The organism is Shimia sp. R9_1 (genome assembly GCF_017743775.1).
Lineage (GTDB): Bacteria > Pseudomonadota > Alphaproteobacteria > Rhodobacterales > Rhodobacteraceae > Shimia.
This window is the reverse complement of record NZ_JAGHRN010000002.1, coordinates 926,275-945,385: the sequence shown is the minus strand read 5'-3', so window position 1 is coordinate 945,385 and position 19,111 is coordinate 926,275. Positions and strand designations below refer to the sequence as shown.

The window sequence follows — 19,111 nt, the reverse complement described above, 5'->3', positions numbered from 1 at the left end:
CAACCTGTCAAACTTGCAGAACGGAACTGACCAGCAGCTGCGTGTAGGCATGCTGCGGATCATCCAGCACCTGATCGGTCAGTCCGGTCTCCACCACATGACCATCCTTCATCACCATCAGCCGATCCGCGAGCAGGCGCACCACCGCCAGATCATGGGTCACGATGATGGCGCTCAGGCCCATTTCCCGCACCAATCCGCGCAACAGATCCAGAAGCCGCGCCTGTACAGAGACATCAAGGCCCCCTGTGGGCTCATCCATGAACACCAACCGCGGCCCGGTCACCAGATTGCGCGCGATCTGCAGGCGCTGCTGCATCCCGCCGGAAAACTGCGTTGGGCGGTCATCCACACGGCTCTCGTTGATCTCCACGCGGCCCAGCCAGTCAATCGCCTCTTCACGGATGTTGCCATAATGGCGCGCGCCCACGGCCATCAGCCGCTCGCCTACATTGCCGCCCGCGCTGACGTTCATGCGCAGCCCATCGCGCGCGTGCTGATGCACAAAGGCCCAGTCCGTGCGGCTCAGCATACGACGCTCCGGCTCACTCATGGTGACCGTATCCCGCATCGCGCCATCGCGCATCTCAAACAGCACCTCGCCCGTTTCCGGGGTCAGATGACCGGCAAGACAGTTGAGCAAAGTGGACTTGCCTGAGCCACTCTCCCCAACAATCCCCATGACCTCTCCGGGGTAGAGATCAAAGTTCACATCTTTGCAGCCAATGCGGTTGCCATAGTACTTGCTGATATTCTCAACTTTCAGAAGCGGCGTCATGCGGCGGTCTCCTCAAGGGCTGCGGCCTGCGCGCCCATATGCCCGGCGGCACGGCGGCTGGCGCAATAGTCGGTGTCAGAGCAGACAAACATCCGGTTGCCCGCGTCATCCATGATCACCTCATCCAGATAGCTGTCCTCGGCACCACACATGTCACAGGGGTGATCGGCCTTGCTGGCCTCAAACGGGAAATCCTCAAAATCAAGGCTCACCACCTGACAGTAGGGTGGCAGCGCATAGATCCGTTGCTCACGGCCCGCGCCAAACAGCTGAATGGCCGCCATTTCCATCTTCGGGTTGTCAAACTTCGGGATCGGGCTCGGATCCATCACATAGCGCCCCTCCACCTTCACCGGATAGGCATAAGAGGTGGCAATCGCCCCGTGTTTGGCAATGTCCTCATAGAGTTTCACATGCATAAGCCCATATTCCTCAAGGCTGTGCATCTTGCGGGTTTCGACCTCTGATGGCTCCAGAAAGCGCAGCGGTTCCGGGATCGGCACCTGATATACAAGGATCTGATCCTCGCGCAGCGCCTCTTCAGGAATGCGGTGGCGAGTCTGAATAACACTCGCCCGCGCGGTTTCTTCCGTGGTCGCCACACCTGCGGTTTTCTCAAAGAATTTGCGGATCGACACAGCATTGGTCGTGTCATCCGCACCCTGGTCGATCACCTTCAGCGTATCCTCCGGCGTCAATGTGGCGGCAGAGACCTGCACGCCGCCTGTGCCCCAGCCATAAGGCATCGGCATCTCGCGGCTGGCAAACGGCACTTGATAGCCCGGAATGGCCAAACCCTTGAGGATGGCACGACGAATCATCCGCTTGGTCTGCTCATCCAGATAGGCAAAGTTGTAGTCAGACATGTTCTGGCCCTCTCAAGGTAAGCCCTAAATTGCGCGCATGTTGTTTGCCGAGGATAGGATAGTGCACCTGGAGTGCGTGCCGCAGGCACGGACCGCGCCCGACCCTCCCCATGGGAGGGCGCATTGCGCCGTTCTGTACGTCACCCGCGTTGGCGCGCATGGCGGCTGAATTGTCCCCAACACAACGTGTCAAAGCGCCCACCCAGGCTCGGGCGCGGTCCTCTCGGTTTACGCCTCGAAGCTTCATTCCGCCGCCTCCTGCACCGGTGCCACATTTTCCATCGCCTCACGGCGCAGCTTGCGGATCAGCTCCAGCTCAGACTGGAAATCCACGTAATGCGGCAGTTTGATGTGCTCCAAGAACCCCGTCGCCTGAATGTTGTCAGAATGATAGAGCACAAACTCCTCATCCTGCGCCGGCGCACCGAGGTTGTCTTCGCCCAGCTCCTGCCAGCGCAGCGCGCGGTCTACCAGCGCCATGGAGATCGACTTGCGCTCAGACTGGCCAAACACCAGCCCATAGCCGCGTGTGAACTGCGGTGGCTCGGTTTTGGAGCCCTGAAACTGGTTCACCGTCTCACATTCGGTCAGCTCGATCTCGCCAATCTCGATGGCAAAGCCCAGCTCTGGGATCTCCATCTCCACCGCGACCTTGCCAATGCGCAGCTCCCCCACAAAGGCGTGGTTGCGCGCATAGCCCCGCTGCGTGGAATAAGCCATCGACAACACAAACCCCTCATCGCCCCGCGTCAACGCCTGCAGGCGCAGCGGGCGGTTGGCGGGCAGCTCCAGCGGCTCACGGGTCAGATCCCCCGGCGTTTCTTCCGAGCTAACCTCCGTCTGGATCAGCCCCTCTTTGTTCAAAAACTCGGTGATATGCGGCGTCGTCTCCACGCGCGCTTCGCCACGCTCAACCACAGGCGTCTCGCCTTCTGCGGCCAGCGCAAAATCCAGCAGGCGGTGGGTGTAGTCAAACGTCGGTCCCAAGACCTGCCCACCGGGCGCATCTTTGAAGGTCGCCGAAATCCGGCGATCGCAAGCCATTTCCGCAGTTTCCACCGGCGCGGACGCGCCAAATCGCGGCAGCGTCGTGCGATAAGCGCGAATGAGGAAGATCGCCTCAATCATATCACCGCGCGCCTGCTTGATGGCGAGCGCGGCCAGATCAGGATCATAGAGCGATCCCTCCGCCATCACGCGGTTCACCGCAAGGCTCAGCTGTTCGCGGATCTGCGCGACAGAGAGTTCCGCCACATTCAGGTCGCCACGGCGTTCTTCGGCCAGCCACGCATGCGCATTGTCAATCGCGCGCTCGCCGCCTTTCACTGCAACATACATCAGGCCGCCTCCACTTTCGTTGTTCTTGGCAAGGCGGAAACCTGATCCCCGCAGGTGAAGAAGAAATCGAGCCCCAGCGGGAACAGCAGCGCATTCATCTGAAACGCTTCTGCTTCGGGCAGCGCCATCTCAGCCGACTCCTTGATCCCCGGCCCACGCAAGGTTGCACCCTTTGTCGCAAGTGCCTCGCGCTCCACAATCAATGTAGCGGAGCGGTCCGGATATTCCGGCGTGCCAATGGCAAATCGGTTGAGCGGCGCAAGAGCGTCCCAGTTACCAACCGCAAACATTGCGTGCGAGGCCCCAACGATCGGCGCACCAATGTGAAAGGCGATCCAGTCCCGCACCTCTTGGCAATCCCAGTCGCCTGCCAGATGCAACGGCGTGTCGGGATCACACAATGTCAGGATCAGCGTGCCCGCGGCTGTTGACATTGGCGCGGGCGGTACTGCGCCATCCAGAGTTTCGACCGTGCCCGGTCGCGCCATCACATTCATGGCTGCGCGAAACGCATGCGCCGCATCCACCGGTGCATTGGCAAACCCGCCTTTCAGAACATCTGCGTTCATCAGTCCTCTCCCCGCACCATGGTGAAGAAATCCACTTTTGTGGCCGCAGCCTTCTCGGCCCGAGCGGTTTTGACTTCCGTCATCTCTGCGTCCAGCGGCTTTAGAACAGCGGCTTCCACCGCCGCCGCTTCCGGCCCCTGCATCAACGCATCTACAAGCGCGGCTATCTCTGCCTTCTGCTTGTCGCGCCCCTGCACATAGCCATGGCCAACCTCGCCGCTCTCCAGCTGCAAAGCGCAGCGCGTCAGCGTCATCTCTCCGAGATTGAATGGCGCACCTGTGCCGCCAAGGCGCCCACGCACCATCGTTGCGCCGATCTCCGGCGCACGCAGCCAGTGAAATGCAGGCGTTGCGCCATGCTCTTGCCAAAGCGCCAAAAGCCGGTCTGCGGGCGCTTTCGCAAGCAGCGACATCCAGGCGCGTCTGTTATTTTCTGCGGTCATCTAGACACCTTGTCGATTTGTCTACTTTCCTATACAACTAGACAAATCCTAGCGACACATCGCGAGTCGCGCAATCCGTCACCCCATGAAGTTTTCATGACAGAGGCCCGCACATGAGCGCCAAACGCACCCCGATCTGGCAATCCATCGCCAACACACTGACCGAAGACATTGCCGAAGGCCGCTATGGTCCGGGGGACAAACTGCCCACCGAGGCAGAGCTCTCCGGCCGCTTTGGCGTCAATCGCCACACCGTGCGCCACGCGCTAAAATCGCTGGCGGACAACGGTTTGGTCCACGCGCGGCGCGGTGCAGGTGTGTTTGTGGCGCAGGTACCAACCGACTACGCCATCGGCAAACGGGTGCGCTTTCACCGCAACATCGCGCAGGCCGGGCGGCTGCCGGGCAAAGAGGTGCTGCATCTGGAAACCCGCAGCGCGGATGCAGCAGAGGCCACAGCACTCGCGTTGCCGGAAGGGTCAGAGGTCCATGTCTATGACGGTCTGTCGCTCGCAGACGGCAACCCAATCGCCCTCTTCAAAAGCGTCTTCCCGGCGGCGCGTTTTCCCGATCTGCCGGAACAACTTTCACGCCTGCGCTCTGTCACGGCGGCGCTCAAGGAAAACGGCGTGGCGGATTACACCCGGGCCTCAACCCGCCTGACAGCGCGGCGCGCCAGCGCCACCGAAGCCCTGCACCTGCGCATCAGCGAAAGCGATCCCGTCCTGCGCACCAAAGCCATCAACATCGACCCGGCGGGCAATCCGGTCGAATTTGGCATCACCTGGTTTGCCGGCGACCGCGTCACGCTCACACTTACAGAGTGAATAATTTGCCCAACAAGCCGCAGACGTCACGCAGCCGACACATAAGGAACGTAGAGAGAGCGAAAACACCAAAAGAGCATTCTTATGTCCAGATCCTCTCTGTCTCTGCGCCTCACAGGCGCACACGTCCTGCGCGACGGCATGCTGCAGGATGCCCCGCTGTCCTTCGCGGACGGCCTGATTGTTGATGACACACAGGCGGAGGTAGATCTCTCCGGCTATCTGCTGATGCCCGGCATCATTGATCTGCACGGCGATGCCTTTGAGCGCCACATCGCACCGCGCCCCTCCGCGCCATTCCCTGTGGACATGGGCCTGCGCGGCACTGATCGGGATGCCGCCGCCAATGGCGTGACCACCGCATGGCTCGCCCAAAGCTGGAGCTGGGAAGGCGGCCACCGAGGCCCCGATGCGGCAGAAACGCTGCTCGCCGCACTGGATGCCTACCGCCCCCATGCCCAGACCGATCTGCGCATTCAGATCCGGTGCGAGACACATACGGTTGACACACGTGACCGCCTTCTGGCTGCGGTTGAGAAACACAAAGTCGACTACGTGGTCTTCAACAACCACCTCGAAGAAGCGCTCGTTTTTGCGCGCGAAAAGCCCGCAGAAATCGCCATCTGGGCCCAAAAGTCTGGTCGTACTGCCGACGAGCATATGTCCTTGGTACATGCGGCCTTTGACGAAACACCTCAAGTGCCTCGCCACCTCTGCGCGTTGGCCGAAGCCTTTGACCGGCTCGGTGTGCGCTACGGCAGCCACGATGACCCCGATGGCGATACGCGCGAGCGCTATTCCGTGCTTGGTGCACGGGTCTGCGAATTCCCCACCGCCCGCAGCGCCGCGGCCGTGGCCAAAGCGGTTGGCGATCATGTGGTGATGGGCGCGCCCAACATCGTGCGTGGCGGCAGTCAAGCCGGCAACATTCAAGCTGCGCGCCTTGTGGCTGATGATCTCTGCGATGCGCTGGTGTCAGACTACCACTATCCTGCGCTTTCCAAAGCGGCCTTCCGCATGGTGGACGACGGACTCTGCGATCTGCCCACAGCGTGGGCGATGATCTCCACCAATGCCGCCAAAATCATGGACATGGACGATCGCGGCACCCTGGCCCCCGGCAAACGCGCTGACATCACGATTGTGCATCCGGTCACACACGCAATCGAAGGCACCATCGCAGGCGGACGCATCAGCCATCTGTCCGGCGAAGTGGCCCACCGCTTCTTTGACGTGGCATCAGACACAAAAATGGCGGCGGAGTAATCCGCCGCCACTGGCTGTCCCGCAAAGAGCAGGTCAGCCTCCGTATTTCTCCAGAAACGCCTCTGCCTTGAGCGCGCGAAAATCCGTCAGCGCCGCGCGCAACCGGCTGTGGTCCCAATCCCACCAGGCCAGCGCCATCAAGCGATCAGACACCTTCTCGCTGAACCGCCGCCGCAGCGGTGTCGCCGGCATCCCGGCGACAATCATGTAAGGCGGCACATCTTTGGTCACCACCGCGCCGCTCGCCACAATGCTGCCGTGGCCCAGCGTGACTTCCGGCTTGATCATCGCGCCATGACCGATCCAGGTGTCATGGCCAATGGTGGCCACCCGGCTCTGTCGATGGGAAAAAAACGCCGCATCCGGTTCTGCATCGTCAAAGTAATCGTCTGAACGATAGAGAAAGTGGTGCAGCGAAGCGTTTTCCATCGGGTGATCCGTCGCGCCAATCCGGGTGAAGGCAGCGATGTTCGCAAATTTGCCAATCTTGGCATTTGCCACTTCCGCCATACGGTCACAATAAGAATAGTCGTCAAAATGCGCCGAGATAACCCGGCTGCCTTGCCCGATCTCCACATAACACCCAAAAGTCGCGTCATGCAGAATGCAGTCTGGGTGGATCAGGGGTGTCTCTGCTGAGAGCTTGGCCATTTGTGGTTCCTGCTGTGTAAACTTTTGTGCCTCCGGCGGGGATATTTCTGGCAAGAGGAAACAGGGCCGCCCCGCACTTCCTCTTGCCCCAAATATCCCCGCCGAAGGCGAAATCCCAAAGGGTGGATCAGTGGCCGCTCTCGTCACCGGTGATTAGCTTGCGCCGCAGCCAGCCAGAGAACCAATCCATCACCATCACCATCAGCACAATCAGCACGATGTAATAGGTGACCTCTTCCCAGTCTTTCTGCGTGATCATCGCCTGTGTCAGCATCAAGCCGATGCCGCCGCCGGTGATAGCGCCAATGATGGTGGCGCTGCGGGTGTTGGACTCCAGGAAATACAGGACTTGGCTCATCAGGATCGGCGTCACCTGCGGGATCACCCCAAAGCGATAACGCTGCACCGGCTTGGCCCCGGTCGATTGGATGCCCTCGATCTGTTTCTGATCGACATTTTCCAAAGCTTCCGAGAACATTTTGCCAAACGAGCCGGTATCCGTGATCAGGATCGCCAACGCGCCCGTGAGTGGCCCCGGCCCAAAAGCCCGCGCCAGAACAATCGTCCAGATCAGCGCATCCACGCCGCGGAAGAAGTCAAAGATACGACGCGTGATCTGACGCAGCACCACAAAAGGCGTGAAGTTTTTGGCCGCCAGAAAGGCCAGCGGCAGCGCCACAATGGCCGCACCCATGGTGCCCAGGAAGGCCATCAGGATCGTTTCAAAGATCGCCCAGGCCACATCTTGGTGACGCCACATCTTGTTGGTCCAGAAATCCTGCCAGATCGCAGCCGCCTCGCCGCCCAGTGCCCGTGACATCACTTCGCCCACAGGCATCCCGTGGTAGGGGCTATCGAGCGTGAAGAAGAAGAGCTCCCAGCCGTTGAAATAGCGGAACACCTCAGTACGGTTGCGCGTCACCGTCAGACGGCCTGCTTCCGTGGTGATGGTCATGCGGTTCTTGGAGGCATTGATCCAGTCAGGTGTCTCGCCTTCGGGCAGCACGGCCTGCACCCCTTTGGCGCGGCTCGGCTGCGCAGTGATCACCCCATAGCCCGGCACATTGTAGCTGACAAAATTATCCGCGCCATAGGTCACCACATGACCTTCACCCAGATCGATCACCGTGTCAGCCTCACCCAGCGTGACCCAATCCGGTGATGTCCCCTCAGGATAGGTGCCTTTGCGCTCGCCCTCGATGGCGACAGACACCGCGCCAGAGCGGTTGTCACGCGCCACATGGGTTTTGTAGCTGTAGCTGTCCGCCACCAGCGCGCGGGCATTGTCCGCCTCAAAACGCTGCGCCAGACCGGGAATGTCAAAAATGAAGAAGATATAGGTCAGATAGGCAATCACCAGCGCCGGCAGCCCAAAGCTCACAAGCTTCTTTCTGGCAAAATGGCGATCCGCCTGCACCTTCAGGAAATCGGTTTCATTGGCTGCGATACTCATGCCGAGGCCTTCTCAAATTTTTGCTCAGATTTGCCGTGGGTCAGGCGCTCGCGCACCAGCGAGGACAACTGATCCACCACCACAATGGTGACAAACAGCAGGATGAAGATCGCGGCAGCCTCGTCATATTGGCCTTTGCCCCAGCTCATCGCGTTGCGCAGCTCATAGCCAATGCCGCCCGCACCGACGAAGCCAAGGATGGCTGAAGCGCGGATGTTCACCTCAAACCGCAGCAGGGCGTAGCTGAAGTAGTTTGGCGCCACCTGCGGGATCACCCCGAGCCACATGCGCTGGTTCCAGCTTGCACCAACAGATTGCAGCCCTTCCACGGGCTTGAGTGAGGCGTTTTCATTGACCTCGGAGAACAGCTTGCCCATCGCGCCCGCGGTGTGGAACGCAATCGCCACCATCGCAGGCACCGGCCCGCCGCCCATCACAAAGATCAGCACCAGCGCAATCACGATCTCGGGCATGGCGCGCATGATGTCCATGATCCGGCGGAACAGCGGAATGAGGCGCGGCCATTTGGCCATGCCGCGTGTGGACAGCAGCGACAGCACCATACCCAGCATGGTGCCAATCAGGGTCGAGGCCGCCGCGATATTGATGGTCTCAATCAGAGAGGGCAGGAATTTGAGCAGATGCGCAGGCAGATCAGCAGCCTTTTCAAAGGCCTCGCCCAGCACCTCTTTGGGGAAATCAAACAGACGGTGCAGCCCGTCCCAGAACCCACCGGCATTGCGGTCATCCGCAATCATGAAACCCGTTGTCATCAAAGCGATGAAAACGATGAGGATGATGCCGTCCATCATCCGCTTGCGCCGCACCTGCGCCATGTAGTCCGCGCGCACGCCGCCCGCGTTACGGCTGCCAGTGCCGCTACCGGTCAAATCTGTCATGGGAGCCCCTCAGTCAGGAAACAGGCCCCGCGCGCTTTTGCACAGGGCCTGCTCAAAGTGGTAAAGTCGTCTTAGTTGGACTTCAGTTTGCGTGCTTCGATGATCACTTCGTAAGCGTCATGGCTGATTGGCTGAACACCCTTGGCTTCGCCGGATAGCACGCCATATGCACAGTCTGGATCGATGGATGGCAGGGAGGCCATCAGCGCAGTGAATTTCACTTTCACGTCTTCAGGCAGCGCTTTGCGCAGCACGATTGGGCCTTCTGGGATCGGCTTGGACTGCCAGATTTTGACCAGCTCGTTCATGTCCACGAGACCCGCATCAACCGCACGACGCAGCGCGCCGGAGTTGTAGCCGTCTTCCCACTCGCCCAGACCGTCAGCCCAGGTCACGCCGCCGTCAAAGTCGCCGTTGTTCACGCCAACGATGGTCTGCTCGTGACCACCGGAGAATTTCACTTCGCCGAAGTAGTCGCCAGAGGTCATGGTCGCGCCGGTCACTTCAGGGATTTCGATGGATGGGATCAGGAAGCCGGAGGTGGAGTTTGGATCACCAAAGCCGAAGGTCTTGCCCTTCATGTCTTCCAGCGAGGTGATGCCGCTGTCTTTGCGGGCAAAACCGATGGAGTAATAGCCATAGCCACCGTCCACGTTCACTTTCACCAGGATCGGCTCAACCGCTTCCGGGTCAGACAGGTAGGTCTTTGCGTAGCCGGATGCGCCCAGCCATGCCATGTCGATGGTGCCACCCAGCAGGCCCTGGATCACGCCGTTGTAGTCGGCAGGGGCGAAGAGCTTGGTTGGGACACCCAGCACTTCTTCGGTTTTGGCGCGCAGGCACTCGTTGTTGTTCAGACGGTCCTGGGCGTTTTCGCCACCCAGCAGACCAATGCGGAATTCGCTGATCTCTTCAGCAAACGCAGGGGCTGTCAGGGCAGTGGTCGCCAGAACGGCAGCAATCAGTTTTTTCATCGTTTCTCTCCGGTTGATAAAAAAACCCACGCTTCTGTGACGTGGGGTGTGATGAAACTCAGGCGTATTCAGGGGTCTTGCGGCCGACTTCTGCGTCGGTGCGGTCCAGCGTCTCGATCTCTGTCGAGGTGGCCGCTTCGCTAAAGGTGGCATCCGCGCCATAGATGTCGCGCGCCACACCAGTGGTCAGCTGCGCGGGCGTGCCGTCAAACACGATACGCCCGTCGCGCATGCCGATCACACGGTCACAATAGCGTCGCGCCGTGTCCAGCGTGTGCAGGTTGGCGATCACCATACGGCCGTCTTCTTCGTGGATCTGGCGCAGCGATTGCATCACCACCTGCGCATTCATTGGATCCAGCGAGGCAATCGGCTCATCGGCCAGAATGATCTTCGGGTCCTGCATCAACGCACGCGCAATCGCCACACGCTGCTGCTGCCCACCCGACAGCGCTTCGGCGCGCTTGGCGGCATGCTCGGCAATGCCCAGACGATCCAGAATGTCGATCGCGCAGTGAATGTCTTCATTTGGGAACAGGTTGAACATCGTCGCCAGCGTGCTGCGGCGGTTGAGCGTGCCATGCAGCACGTTGCTCACCACATCCATACGCGGCACGAGGTTGAACTGCTGAAAGATCATCGCACATTCGCTCTGCCAATGGCGCTTGTCGCCGCCCTTGAGTGCGGTCACATCAGTGCCTTCAAAGATGATCTTGCCGCTTGTCTCTTCGGTCAGGCGGTTCAGCATCCGCAACAGGGTGGATTTTCCAGCCCCGGAGCGACCGATGATCCCGATCATCGCTGGCTTGTCGACAACAACATTGGCCGCATCAACAGCCACATTGGGGCCAAAGGCTTTGGTGAGCTTTTCAATTTTCAGCACGGTTCGTCCCATCCATTTGATGGGCGCTGGCTACAGGCCGAATCCAAAGCTTCGTTGTCAGAATGATGAAGATTGCGTAACGGAATTTTCGACAGTTTTAGATTTCGTCACAGTTCCGCCATGTGTCCTCAGATCATGCGGATCCATTGCTATGCCTTGAAACCGGAAGGCTGGGCCAAATCACCGCGCAATCTGGCGCGCTGTGCGATCGAATTTCCGAAATCAAAAAACCCGCGCAGAAATGCAGATTTCTCTCTTGACCCCACCTCAGGAACACCCTAAATCGCACCTCACTTACGGCGGTATAGCTCAGTTGGTTAGAGCAGCGGAATCATAATCCGCGTGTCCGGGGTTCAAGTCCCTGTACCGCCACCAAGAATTCCAGAAGCCCGGATGGATCGCCATCCGGGTTTCGTTTTTTTTGGGATCCGTGAGTGGATTTTAGATCCCTGCCTACGCCGCGGTCTGCTCCGCAACGACTTCCGCAAACTGTGCAAAGAACTTCGCCGAGAGTTTCTTCGCCGTGCCTTGAATGAGCCGGCTGCCCAGCTGCGCGATCTTGCCGCCGACCTCTGCCTTGGCTTCATAGCTCAGCACTGTCTCCGCACCGTCTTCAACCAAGGTGACTTCGGCACCGCCCTTGGCAAACCCGGCCGCGCCGCCTTTACCCTCACCTTTGAGCGTGAAGCCATCCGGAGCGCCGCTGGTGTCCAGAAACACCTCTCCCGCAAACTTCGCCTTCACCGGCCCGATTTTCAGCACCACTTTCGCCTCCAGATGCTCCGGCGTGTGCTGCTCCAGCTCTTCACAGCCCGGAATGCACTGTTTCAGCACCTCAGGGTCATTGAGCGCCCGGTACACCACGTCGCGGGGTGCCGAAATGCGAATCTCATCTTTTAGTTCCATCTGGTCTCTCTGCCTTTCTTGGTCTCAACAACATTTGGGAAACACCCGAAGCGCCTCTTCTGCGGCCTGCTCCGGTGTCAAATCTTCACGTGGGGCCCAAAACGCCCGCAATCTCTCAAGCAAGTTTCTCATCGCTGCCCTCTCCCGCTTCTATTTGATCCATCCGGCGCCACTGAACGATCTCCGCGAGGATCGACAGCGCGATCTCATGTGGATCCACCGCACCAATATCGAGCCCCGCCGGGCTCTTCAGCCGACCAACCCTGGCCTCCTCCAGTCCTGCCGTGATCAGCTTCTCACAGAGCACCGCCGCTTTTTTGCGGCTCGCCACCATCGAAACCCGCCGCGCCGGGGTCTCCAGCGCCGAGCGCAGCGCATCGCTGTCCCGTTGCCCCTGTGAAGCCACCAGCACAAAATCCCGCGCCTCGATCTGGCCCACACCCTCATCGCCTCGGCACACCCGAAACCCGGCCAGCGTGGCATGGGCCGCCACCGCCTGTGCAATCGGTGTGTCGCCAAAAATCACCAACCGCTGCGCCTGCTGGTAGGGCTCGATCAGTACATCCACCGTGCCGCCCGACGGGCACCCGCTCTTGAAGGTCTGCACACCGTCCGGATCCAGCAAGGTCACCACTTTGTCGGAGGGCTTCACCCGGATCATACGCGGTGTCTCTGCCACCAAGGCCTCTGCCGCCGCCTCTTTAACCGCGCGTTTCACACAAGCCCCGCCCAGATGTCCGATGATCTCACCCGTCTGCGTCACCGCCGCCTTCGCCCCCGCTTTGGCAGAGGTCACATCAGCGGTGCGCACCACAGTTGCGACACAAAACGGCGCCCCCTCCTCACGCAGCCGCGCCACCGTATCAAATATGTCAAACGCCTCCATGCGCTCCTCCCTCAAAGCCACGCACCGTCACAGGCGGGCAAATTCTCGCTCCAGCGCGCCAAGCGCCTCAAGCGTGTTCGCCGGCAGATGTGCATCCAGATAGGGCAGCGCCGCCTGCATGCTCGCCGCCACCGGCGCATAGTCCCGCCAGCCTTTCAGCGGGTTCAGCCAGACAATCCGCCGCGCCTTTTTCCTCAGTTTTGCCAAAGCCGCGCCCAGCGCCTCCGGATCAGAGGTGCAATAGCCATCCGACAGGACGATCACGACCGTCCGCCCATTGAGCGCCCGCGCGCCATAACCATTCAGAAAACGCTCCAGCGATCCGGAAATATCCGTGCCCCCGCCAAAGCCTTCCGCCATCAGCGACAGCCGAGAGGCCGCCCGCAGCGTGTCGTGATCGCGCATCGCATCCGTCACCCGCATCAGCCGCGTGTGAAACAGATAGGCATCGGTGCGCGTCTCACTGCTCACCAGCCCCTTGAGGAAGGCCAGAAACGCCCGCGCATAAACGGTCATCGACCCGCTCACATCACAAAGCGCCACAATCTGCATCGGTCTTGGCGGCCGCGCCCGCCGATGCAGTTCCATCGGCTCACCACCACGTGCCAGCGACGCCCGCTGAATACGCCGCATGTCGAGCTGCTGGCCGCGCAGCGCCTGCTTGCGCCGCCGCGAGCGCCGATCCCGTATCACGCGCGCAATCCGCTCCGCCGCCGCTTCGGCACGCCGCAGACTTTCCTCATCCATCAACTCGCGCAGATCCCGCCGGGAGAGGTTATCCGTCCGGGTCGCAATCAGCCGCCCATCGGTGCCCTCAGACTCCCCATCACCCTCATCCGGCGCAAAGGCGTCTTCTGAACTCTCCGTGCCACCCTCAGCGCCGTCCTCAGCACTCTCACCAAAATGCGTCTGCCACAGCAAAGGCCGCGCCGCCTGAACCTTCACATGATCGCTTTTCGCCGTGCCCTGCCGCTGTTTGCCCGCATTAAACCAATAGGCATCAAACAGGTCGTCAAACCTGCGCCAGATCTCCGCATCCCCAGACAACAGAACACACAAGGCTTCACGCGCCTGATCCACATCCGTCGCCTCCACCGCCGCCAAAGCGGCCAGCGCATCGCCGGTCTCCGCCACGCCCACAGGCAAGCCATTCATACGCAAATGCGCCATGAACCCCGCCATGCGGTCGGCCAATCCTTCGGCACGGGAGGGAAACCGCGTCACCTGCATCAGGCGACCTTCCCGATCAGCCGGTCCATCACCTCACGGGGGGCCGCATCATAATCCGCCGCAGTCTTAAGCAGACACACCAATGTCGCCTGCACCGCCTCCGGGCTCTGGGCCATATCATTCACCCCAAGCCCCGCCAGCGCCGCCGCCCAGTCCAGCATCTCCGCCACCCCCGGCGCCTTCTCAAGCTCCTCACGGCGCAAATCCTGCACCACGCCGACAATCTGACGCGCCAGCAGACCTTCTATCTCCGGCATCCGCGTGCGCAGGATCGCCAGCTCTGTCTCGCGATCCGGATATTCTACATAAGCATAAAGACAGCGCCGCCGCAGCGCGTCTGACAGCTCCCGCGTGCCATTGGCGGTCAAAATCACCATGGGCCGCGTGACCGCCTCAACGGTTCCCACCTCCGGAATGGTGATCTGAAAATCAGACAGCACCTCCAAGAGATAGGCTTCAAATTCCTCATCCGCCCGGTCGATCTCATCAATTAACAAGACCGGCGGCTGCTCCTGTGTGATCGCCTCCAGCAGCGGGCGTTTTAAAAGATAGTCTTCGCCAAACAGCGCCGCCTCCGCCATGCCGCCCTGCGCCTCAGACGCGCGGATCGCCAATAGTTGCCGCTGATAGTTCCACTCATAAATCGCGTGGCTCGCGTCCAAGCCCTCATAACACTGCAACCGGATCAGCTTGGTCTCATGCACCGCCGCCATCGCCTTGGCGACCTCGGTCTTGCCAACCCCCGCAGGCCCCTCCAGCAGCAAGGGCCGCCCCAGGGTCTCCGCCAGATGCAGCGCCATCGCAAGGCGCGCATCCGCCACATAGCCCTCTTCCGCCAAGGCAGATTGCATATCGTTCACGCTCATCGCGCGCCCCTCACCTTCTCATTCTCAAAATATCCCCGCCGGAGGCCCCCGCCCGCAACGCGGGCGAGGTCATAAGCGGATCAGCCATGCAGGCCCAGATCATTGGCAGTCTTCCAGATCCGCCAGTGATCATGCGGCATATTGGTCTGTGTCAAACCAAAAGCGCGGAAGGCGTCATGCACCGCATTGGAGAAACAGGGCACACCGCCCACATGCGGGCTCTCGCCCACACCCTTCGCGCCGATCGGATGGTGCGGGCTTGGAGTCACGGTGTAATCCGTTTCATAGTTCGGCACTTCCCAGGAGGTCGGCAGGAAGAAATCCATCAACGTGCCGGTCTTCACATTGCCCATCTCATCATAGGCAATCTCCTGCCCCAGCGCCACGGCCAGCGCCTCGGTCAGGCCGCCATGGATCTGCCCCTCGATGATCATCGGGTTGATCCGCGTGCCACAGTCATCCAGCGCATAAAAGCGGCGGATTTCCGGCACGCCGGTGTCCACATCAATGTCCATCACACAGACATAAGCGCCAAAGGGATAGGTCATATTGGGCGGATCATAATAGCTCACCGCCTCAAGCCCCGGCTCAATCCCCGGAATGGCCTGATTATAGGCGGCAAAGGCGATCTCTTTCATCGTCTTGAACCGTTCCGGCGCACCTTTGACCACAAAGCGATCCACGTCAAACTCGACGTCATCGTCATGCACCTCCAAGAGGTAGGCCGCAATCATCTGCGCCTTCGCACGGATCTTGCGTCCCGCCATCGCTGTCGCGGCCCCCGCCACCGGGGTAGAGCGTGACCCATAAGTGCCAAGCCCATAAGGCGCGGTGTCTGTGTCACCTTCCTCAATGGTGATGCTGTCCGCAGGCAAGCCGATCTCAGAGGCGAGGATCTGCGCAAATGTGGTCGCATGCCCCTGCCCCTGACTGATCGTACCGAGCCGCGCAATCGCAGAGCCCGTCGGGTGAATGCGGATCTCACAGCTGTCAAACATGCCCAGCCCAAGGATGTCGCAATTCTTCACAGGCCCCGCCCCGACAATCTCGGTAAAGAAGGTCAGACCAATGCCCATCAGGCTGCGGGTCTTGCCCGCTTTGAAATCCTCAATCCGCTGCGCCTGTTCGGCGCGCAGGCCTTGGTAATCCACAGCCTCCATCGCCTTGTCCCAGGCGGTGTGATAGTCGCCGCTGTCATATTCCCAGCCAAGGGCCGACTGATAAGGGAACTGCTCTTTCTTGATGAAGTTGATCCGGCGCAGCTCGGCTGCATCCATGTTCAGCTTGATCGCCAGCACCTCAATCATCCGTTCGATGAAATAGACCGCCTCCGTCACCCGGAAAGAACAGCGATAGCTCACCCCGCCCGGTGCTTTGTTGGTATAAACCCCATCCACCGCCAGATAGGCTGTCGGAATGTCATAAGAGCCGGTGCAGATGTTCATGAACCCGGCGGGGAACTTGGTGGGATCGGCGCAAGCGTCAAAACCACCGTGATCTGCGGTCACATGGCAATGCAGCCCGGTGATCTTGCCGTCCTTGGTGGCGGAAATCTTGCCGCTCATCCAATAATCGCGCGCAAAGGCCGTGGTCATCAGGTTTTCCATGCGGTCTTCGACCCATTTCACCGGCTTGCCGGTGACAATGGAGGCCACAACCGAACAGACATAGCCCGAATATGCGCCAACCTTATTGCCAAAGCCGCCGCCAATATCGGGGCTGATCACCCGGATATTATGTTCCTCAATGCCGGAAATCAGCGACACCACGGTTCGGATCGCATGGGGGGCCTGAAACGTGCCCCAAAGTGTGAGCTTGCCGGTCACCTTATCCATGCTGGCCACAGAGCCGCAGGTTTCCAGCGGGCACGGGTGGGTGCGGTGGTAATACATGGTCTCTTCCGCGACCACTTCAGCCGCCGCCATCACAGCTTCGGTTGCCGCCTCATCACCCTGTTCCCAGGTGAAGATGTGGTTGGGGTGATTGCGCGGCCCATGCGCACCATCAGTGGCCTTGCCGTTGGCGTCCACCGTATCCTCGCGCAGCACCACATCGGATTTTAGCGCCTCAAACGGATCCACGATGACAGGAAGCTCTTCGTACTCGACTTCCACCAGTTCCACCGCATCAGCCGCCGCATAGCGATCTTCGGCCACCACAAAGGCCACCTCTTGGCCCTGAAACAGCACTTTGCCATCGGCCAGCACCATCTGCTTGTCACCGGCCAATGTTGGCATCCAGTGCAAACCCAGCGGTTCCAGATCCGCCGCAGTGATCACAGCCACCACGCCGGGCACTTTCATGGCCTCTTCCGCGTTGATGCTCACCACCCGTGCATGGGCATAAGGCGAGCGCACAAAGTCGCCAAACAGCATGCCGTCGAGCTTGATGTCATCCACATAGTTGCCGCGCCCTTGGGTAAAGCGCACGTCTTCCACACGCTTGCGGGCACAGCCCATGCCTTTGAGATTGGCGGCGCGTTCTTCGGGGGTCGGTGTCATGTCATTCATTCTGCCGCCTCCTTCTGAGCGTTCAGCGTGTCCGCCGCAGCGGCAATCGACTTCACAATGTTCTGATATCCGGTGCAGCGACAGATATTGCCCGCCATGCCAAAGCGGATCTCTTCTTCGGTCGGGTTGGGGTTCTCCTGCAACAAGCGGTGCGCGCGGGTGATCATCCCCGGTGTGCAGAAGCCACATTGCAGCCCGTGATGTTCGCGGAACATCTCCTGCAGCACACCGAGGCTGCCGTCCTCATTCACCAGACCTTCCACCGTGGTCAGCTCTTTGCCCTGCGCTTGCGCCACAAACACGGTGCAGCTTTTGACCGACTTGCCGTCCAGATCCACGGTGCAGGCCCCGCAATGGGATGTCTCACAGCCGATATGCGGCCCGGTGATGTTCAGGTTTTCACGCAGGAAATGGATCAAAAGCGTGCGCGGCTCCGCAAGCCCTTCCACCTCTTTGCCATTCACGGTCATCTTTACATGCATCTTTGACATGATTTCCCCCCTCAGCTCGCACGGCTCTGCGCACGCGCAATCGCGCGGCGCAGGATCACTGCAGCCACATGTTTCTTGAATTCGATCGGCCCGCGGTTGTCCGCCACCGGGTCAATTGCGTCCATCATCGCGCTGACACAGCCGTCAACGTCCCCCGCCGCCAGCGCAGCGCCAGCCGCGTCAGACCAGATCGGCGTGTCCGCGAGGTTGGTCATCGCCACCGACGCTGTACCGCCGCCAATCATCACAGCCGCCGCCGCCGTGGCATAATCGCCAATCTTGCGCTTCTGCTTTTCATAGGCATAGCCAGTGCCACTTGCTGGCACAGGAATGGTGATCCGCGTTAGGATCTCCTCATCATCGCGTGCAGTGAAATAGGCCGCCTCATAGAACTCGCGCGCCGCCACTTCGCGCACCCCATCCGGCCCGCTCAGCTCAAAGCGCGCGTTCAGGCACTGCATCAACCCCGGCATGTCATTGCCCGGATCACCGTTGGCGACATTGCCGCCCACCGTGCCCATGTAGCGCACCTGCGGATCGGCAATCAAAAGCGCCGCCTCTTTGATCAACGGCACGGCGTTTGACAACCCTTCATGTGTGATCAGCTCATGCTGCGTCACCATCGCTCCGATGGTCACCGCATCGCTGCCAATCTCAATGCCCTTCAAGGCGTCAATATCCTGAAGATCGATCAGGTGGCCCATATCGGCCATGCGCAGTTTCATCATCGGGATCAGGCTGTGCCCGCCCGCGATCACCCGCGCCTCATCTCCATGTTCCTGCAAAATCGAAACCGCTGACGCAATGTCAGACGGACGGTGGTACTCGAACCCCGCTGGTATCATCTGGCTTGTCCTCCCTGGCACGCCCAGTGCGCGCCTCCGACATCCAGTCCGCCAACAGCAGAGGACCCGCGCCAGCCTTTAAAAACAGCCCGCGCGGTTCGTTGCACGAAATGCGAATAGGCTGCACGAGTTGCGAAAACCGCAAAATCCACCAGATGCACCGCTGATACTCTGCAAGCCACACGCCGCCCCACGCTGACGAGCCTGCCGCATCACACGCGCGCCTCTAGAGCGCCGCAAACCCTGCCCGCCCGCCTCAAACGGCACAAAAAGGCGAATCTCCTCTGAGGCGCAAAAACGATTCTCTCGGCGCAATCAGACGCTGAACCCGGCGCGCCGTCTCCCAAACCGCCCGCAATTTCATCAAAACCACATGGATTCCTGACTATTTTGCTTATTTTATCGTTTGGTAAAATTTTTTTCTGGCTTT

The 19,111-nt window shown here is 60.2% G+C and carries 19 protein-coding genes and 1 tRNA gene; 3 read left to right on the top strand and 17 right to left on the bottom strand.

All coding sequences use genetic code 11. The features are described 5' to 3' along the window. Positions 1-7: 7 nt before the first annotated feature. The 5 genes from phnK to phnG all read right to left on the bottom strand — a co-directional run bounded on the left by phnK (position 8) and on the right by phnG (position 3,994). The gene (gene phnK, locus J7399_RS10865; RefSeq protein ID WP_209060095.1) at positions 8-778 is read right to left on the bottom strand and encodes a phosphonate C-P lyase system protein PhnK; all 771 of its coding nucleotides are present in this window, start codon (positions 776-778) and stop codon (positions 8-10) included. Continuing rightward, entirely contained in the window at positions 775-1,644 is an 870-nt protein-coding gene (locus J7399_RS10860) for an alpha-D-ribose 1-methylphosphonate 5-phosphate C-P-lyase PhnJ (protein ID WP_209086008.1), read from the bottom strand. Before J7399_RS10860 ends, phnK begins: the two co-directional genes overlap by 4 nt. Positions 1,645-1,887: 243 nt before the next feature. Then, entirely contained in the window at positions 1,888-2,982 is a 1,095-nt protein-coding gene (locus J7399_RS10855) for a carbon-phosphorus lyase complex subunit PhnI (RefSeq protein ID WP_209086006.1), read from the bottom strand. Beyond that, positions 2,982-3,551 carry a phosphonate C-P lyase system protein PhnH gene (gene phnH / locus J7399_RS10850; RefSeq protein ID WP_209086004.1) on the bottom strand — a complete coding sequence of 190 codons (570 nt, stop codon included), beginning with the start codon at positions 3,549-3,551 and terminating at the stop codon, positions 2,982-2,984. The genes J7399_RS10855 and phnH overlap by 1 nt, the downstream gene beginning before the upstream one ends. Next, positions 3,551-3,994, bottom strand: coding sequence for a phosphonate C-P lyase system protein PhnG (phnG, locus tag J7399_RS10845; RefSeq protein ID WP_209086001.1), 444 nt, complete (start codon positions 3,992-3,994; stop codon positions 3,551-3,553). The genes phnH and phnG overlap by 1 nt, the downstream gene beginning before the upstream one ends. A 113-nt stretch (positions 3,995-4,107) precedes the next feature. Between phnG and phnF the strand changes: the two genes are divergently transcribed. After that, positions 4,108-4,821 (top strand): phosphonate metabolism transcriptional regulator PhnF, encoded by a 714-nt coding sequence (phnF, locus tag J7399_RS10840; RefSeq protein ID WP_209085999.1) that lies wholly within the window; start codon positions 4,108-4,110, stop codon positions 4,819-4,821. Between the two features lie 84 nt (positions 4,822-4,905). Next, on the top strand, positions 4,906-6,087 hold the full coding sequence (locus J7399_RS10835; RefSeq protein WP_209085998.1) for an alpha-D-ribose 1-methylphosphonate 5-triphosphate diphosphatase: 1,182 nt from the start codon (positions 4,906-4,908) through the stop codon (positions 6,085-6,087). A 33-nt stretch (positions 6,088-6,120) separates the two neighbouring features. Here J7399_RS10835 and J7399_RS10830 read toward each other — a convergent pair whose 3' ends face one another. From J7399_RS10830 to phnC, 5 genes are all read right to left on the bottom strand, one after another. Next, positions 6,121-6,738 (bottom strand): chloramphenicol acetyltransferase, encoded by a 618-nt coding sequence (locus J7399_RS10830; protein ID WP_209085997.1) that lies wholly within the window; start codon positions 6,736-6,738, stop codon positions 6,121-6,123. Between the two features lie 127 nt (positions 6,739-6,865). Continuing rightward, the gene (gene phnE, locus J7399_RS10825; protein WP_209085996.1) at positions 6,866-8,191 is read right to left on the bottom strand and encodes a phosphonate ABC transporter, permease protein PhnE; all 1,326 of its coding nucleotides are present in this window, start codon (positions 8,189-8,191) and stop codon (positions 6,866-6,868) included. Further along, the gene (phnE, locus tag J7399_RS10820) at positions 8,188-9,090 is read right to left on the bottom strand and encodes a phosphonate ABC transporter, permease protein PhnE (RefSeq protein ID WP_209085995.1); all 903 of its coding nucleotides are present in this window, start codon (positions 9,088-9,090) and stop codon (positions 8,188-8,190) included. The genes phnE (J7399_RS10825) and phnE (J7399_RS10820) overlap by 4 nt, the downstream gene beginning before the upstream one ends. Positions 9,091-9,161: 71 nt before the next feature. Continuing rightward, entirely contained in the window at positions 9,162-10,064 is a 903-nt protein-coding gene (gene phnD, locus J7399_RS10815; protein ID WP_209085993.1) for a phosphonate ABC transporter substrate-binding protein, read from the bottom strand. A 58-nt stretch (positions 10,065-10,122) separates the two neighbouring features. After that, a complete protein-coding gene (gene phnC, locus J7399_RS10810) occupies positions 10,123-10,947 on the bottom strand; it encodes a phosphonate ABC transporter ATP-binding protein (RefSeq protein WP_209085991.1) in 825 nt (274 codons plus the stop codon). A 298-nt stretch (positions 10,948-11,245) separates the two neighbouring features. Here phnC and J7399_RS10805 point away from each other — a divergent pair. Next, positions 11,246-11,322: transfer RNA gene (locus J7399_RS10805), tRNA-Met, on the top strand. A gap of 78 nt (positions 11,323-11,400) precedes the next feature. Here the strand turns inward: J7399_RS10805 and J7399_RS10800 are convergent. The 7 genes from J7399_RS10800 to J7399_RS10770 all read right to left on the bottom strand — a co-directional run bounded on the left by J7399_RS10800 (position 11,401) and on the right by J7399_RS10770 (position 18,681). Beyond that, on the bottom strand, positions 11,401-11,853 hold the full coding sequence (locus tag J7399_RS10800) for a carbon monoxide dehydrogenase subunit G (protein WP_209060064.1): 453 nt from the start codon (positions 11,851-11,853) through the stop codon (positions 11,401-11,403). A 115-nt stretch (positions 11,854-11,968) separates the two neighbouring features. After that, positions 11,969-12,739, bottom strand: a complete 771-nt coding sequence (locus tag J7399_RS10795) for an XdhC family protein (protein WP_209085978.1) — start codon at positions 12,737-12,739, stop codon at positions 11,969-11,971. 27 nt (positions 12,740-12,766) lie between these two features. Then, entirely contained in the window at positions 12,767-13,969 is a 1,203-nt protein-coding gene (locus J7399_RS10790) for a VWA domain-containing protein (protein ID WP_209085976.1), read from the bottom strand. Beyond that, a complete protein-coding gene (locus J7399_RS10785) occupies positions 13,969-14,835 on the bottom strand; it encodes a MoxR family ATPase (protein ID WP_209085974.1) in 867 nt (288 codons plus the stop codon). The genes J7399_RS10790 and J7399_RS10785 overlap by 1 nt, the downstream gene beginning before the upstream one ends. A gap of 80 nt (positions 14,836-14,915) precedes the next feature. Beyond that, positions 14,916-17,345, bottom strand: a complete 2,430-nt coding sequence (locus tag J7399_RS10780; protein WP_209085971.1) for an aerobic carbon-monoxide dehydrogenase large subunit — start codon at positions 17,343-17,345, stop codon at positions 14,916-14,918. Then, positions 17,342-17,836 carry a (2Fe-2S)-binding protein gene (locus J7399_RS10775; RefSeq protein ID WP_209060036.1) on the bottom strand — a complete coding sequence of 165 codons (495 nt, stop codon included), beginning with the start codon at positions 17,834-17,836 and terminating at the stop codon, positions 17,342-17,344. The genes J7399_RS10780 and J7399_RS10775 overlap by 4 nt, the downstream gene beginning before the upstream one ends. An 11-nt stretch (positions 17,837-17,847) precedes the next feature. Further along, positions 17,848-18,681 carry a xanthine dehydrogenase family protein subunit M gene (locus tag J7399_RS10770; RefSeq protein WP_209085969.1) on the bottom strand — a complete coding sequence of 278 codons (834 nt, stop codon included), beginning with the start codon at positions 18,679-18,681 and terminating at the stop codon, positions 17,848-17,850. Between the last annotated feature and the right edge of the window lie 430 nt (positions 18,682-19,111).

Excerpts from the sequence above, each read along its gene's own strand:
- J7399_RS10785 (WP_209085974.1), bottom strand. The coding sequence starts at position 14,835 with ATGAGCGTGAACGATATGCAATCTGCCTTGGCGGAAGAGGGCTATGTG.
- J7399_RS10780 (WP_209085971.1), bottom strand. The coding sequence starts at position 17,345 with ATGAATGACATGACACCGACCCCCGAAGAACGCGCCGCCAATCTCAAA.
- phnH (WP_209086004.1), bottom strand. The coding sequence starts at position 3,551 with ATGAACGCAGATGTTCTGAAAGGCGGGTTTGCCAATGCACCGGTGGAT.
- J7399_RS10770 (WP_209085969.1), bottom strand. The coding sequence starts at position 18,681 with ATGATACCAGCGGGGTTCGAGTACCACCGTCCGTCTGACATTGCGTCA.
- phnG (WP_209086001.1), bottom strand. The coding sequence starts at position 3,994 with ATGACCGCAGAAAATAACAGACGCGCCTGGATGTCGCTGCTTGCGAAA.
- phnE (WP_209085996.1), bottom strand. The coding sequence starts at position 8,191 with ATGAGTATCGCAGCCAATGAAACCGATTTCCTGAAGGTGCAGGCGGAT.
- J7399_RS10800 (WP_209060064.1), bottom strand. The coding sequence starts at position 11,853 with ATGGAACTAAAAGATGAGATTCGCATTTCGGCACCCCGCGACGTGGTG.
- J7399_RS10855 (WP_209086006.1), bottom strand. The coding sequence starts at position 2,982 with ATGTATGTTGCAGTGAAAGGCGGCGAGCGCGCGATTGACAATGCGCAT.
- J7399_RS10795 (WP_209085978.1), bottom strand. The coding sequence starts at position 12,739 with ATGGAGGCGTTTGACATATTTGATACGGTGGCGCGGCTGCGTGAGGAG.
- phnF (WP_209085999.1), top strand. The coding sequence starts at position 4,108 with ATGAGCGCCAAACGCACCCCGATCTGGCAATCCATCGCCAACACACTG.
- phnE (WP_209085995.1), bottom strand. The coding sequence starts at position 9,090 with ATGACAGATTTGACCGGTAGCGGCACTGGCAGCCGTAACGCGGGCGGC.
- phnD (WP_209085993.1), bottom strand. The coding sequence starts at position 10,064 with ATGAAAAAACTGATTGCTGCCGTTCTGGCGACCACTGCCCTGACAGCC.
- J7399_RS10830 (WP_209085997.1), bottom strand. The coding sequence starts at position 6,738 with ATGGCCAAGCTCTCAGCAGAGACACCCCTGATCCACCCAGACTGCATT.
- phnK (WP_209060095.1), bottom strand. The coding sequence starts at position 778 with ATGACGCCGCTTCTGAAAGTTGAGAATATCAGCAAGTACTATGGCAAC.
- J7399_RS10775 (WP_209060036.1), bottom strand. The coding sequence starts at position 17,836 with ATGTCAAAGATGCATGTAAAGATGACCGTGAATGGCAAAGAGGTGGAA.
- J7399_RS10835 (WP_209085998.1), top strand. The coding sequence starts at position 4,906 with ATGTCCAGATCCTCTCTGTCTCTGCGCCTCACAGGCGCACACGTCCTG.
- J7399_RS10860 (WP_209086008.1), bottom strand. The coding sequence starts at position 1,644 with ATGTCTGACTACAACTTTGCCTATCTGGATGAGCAGACCAAGCGGATG.
- J7399_RS10790 (WP_209085976.1), bottom strand. The coding sequence starts at position 13,969 with ATGCAGGTGACGCGGTTTCCCTCCCGTGCCGAAGGATTGGCCGACCGC.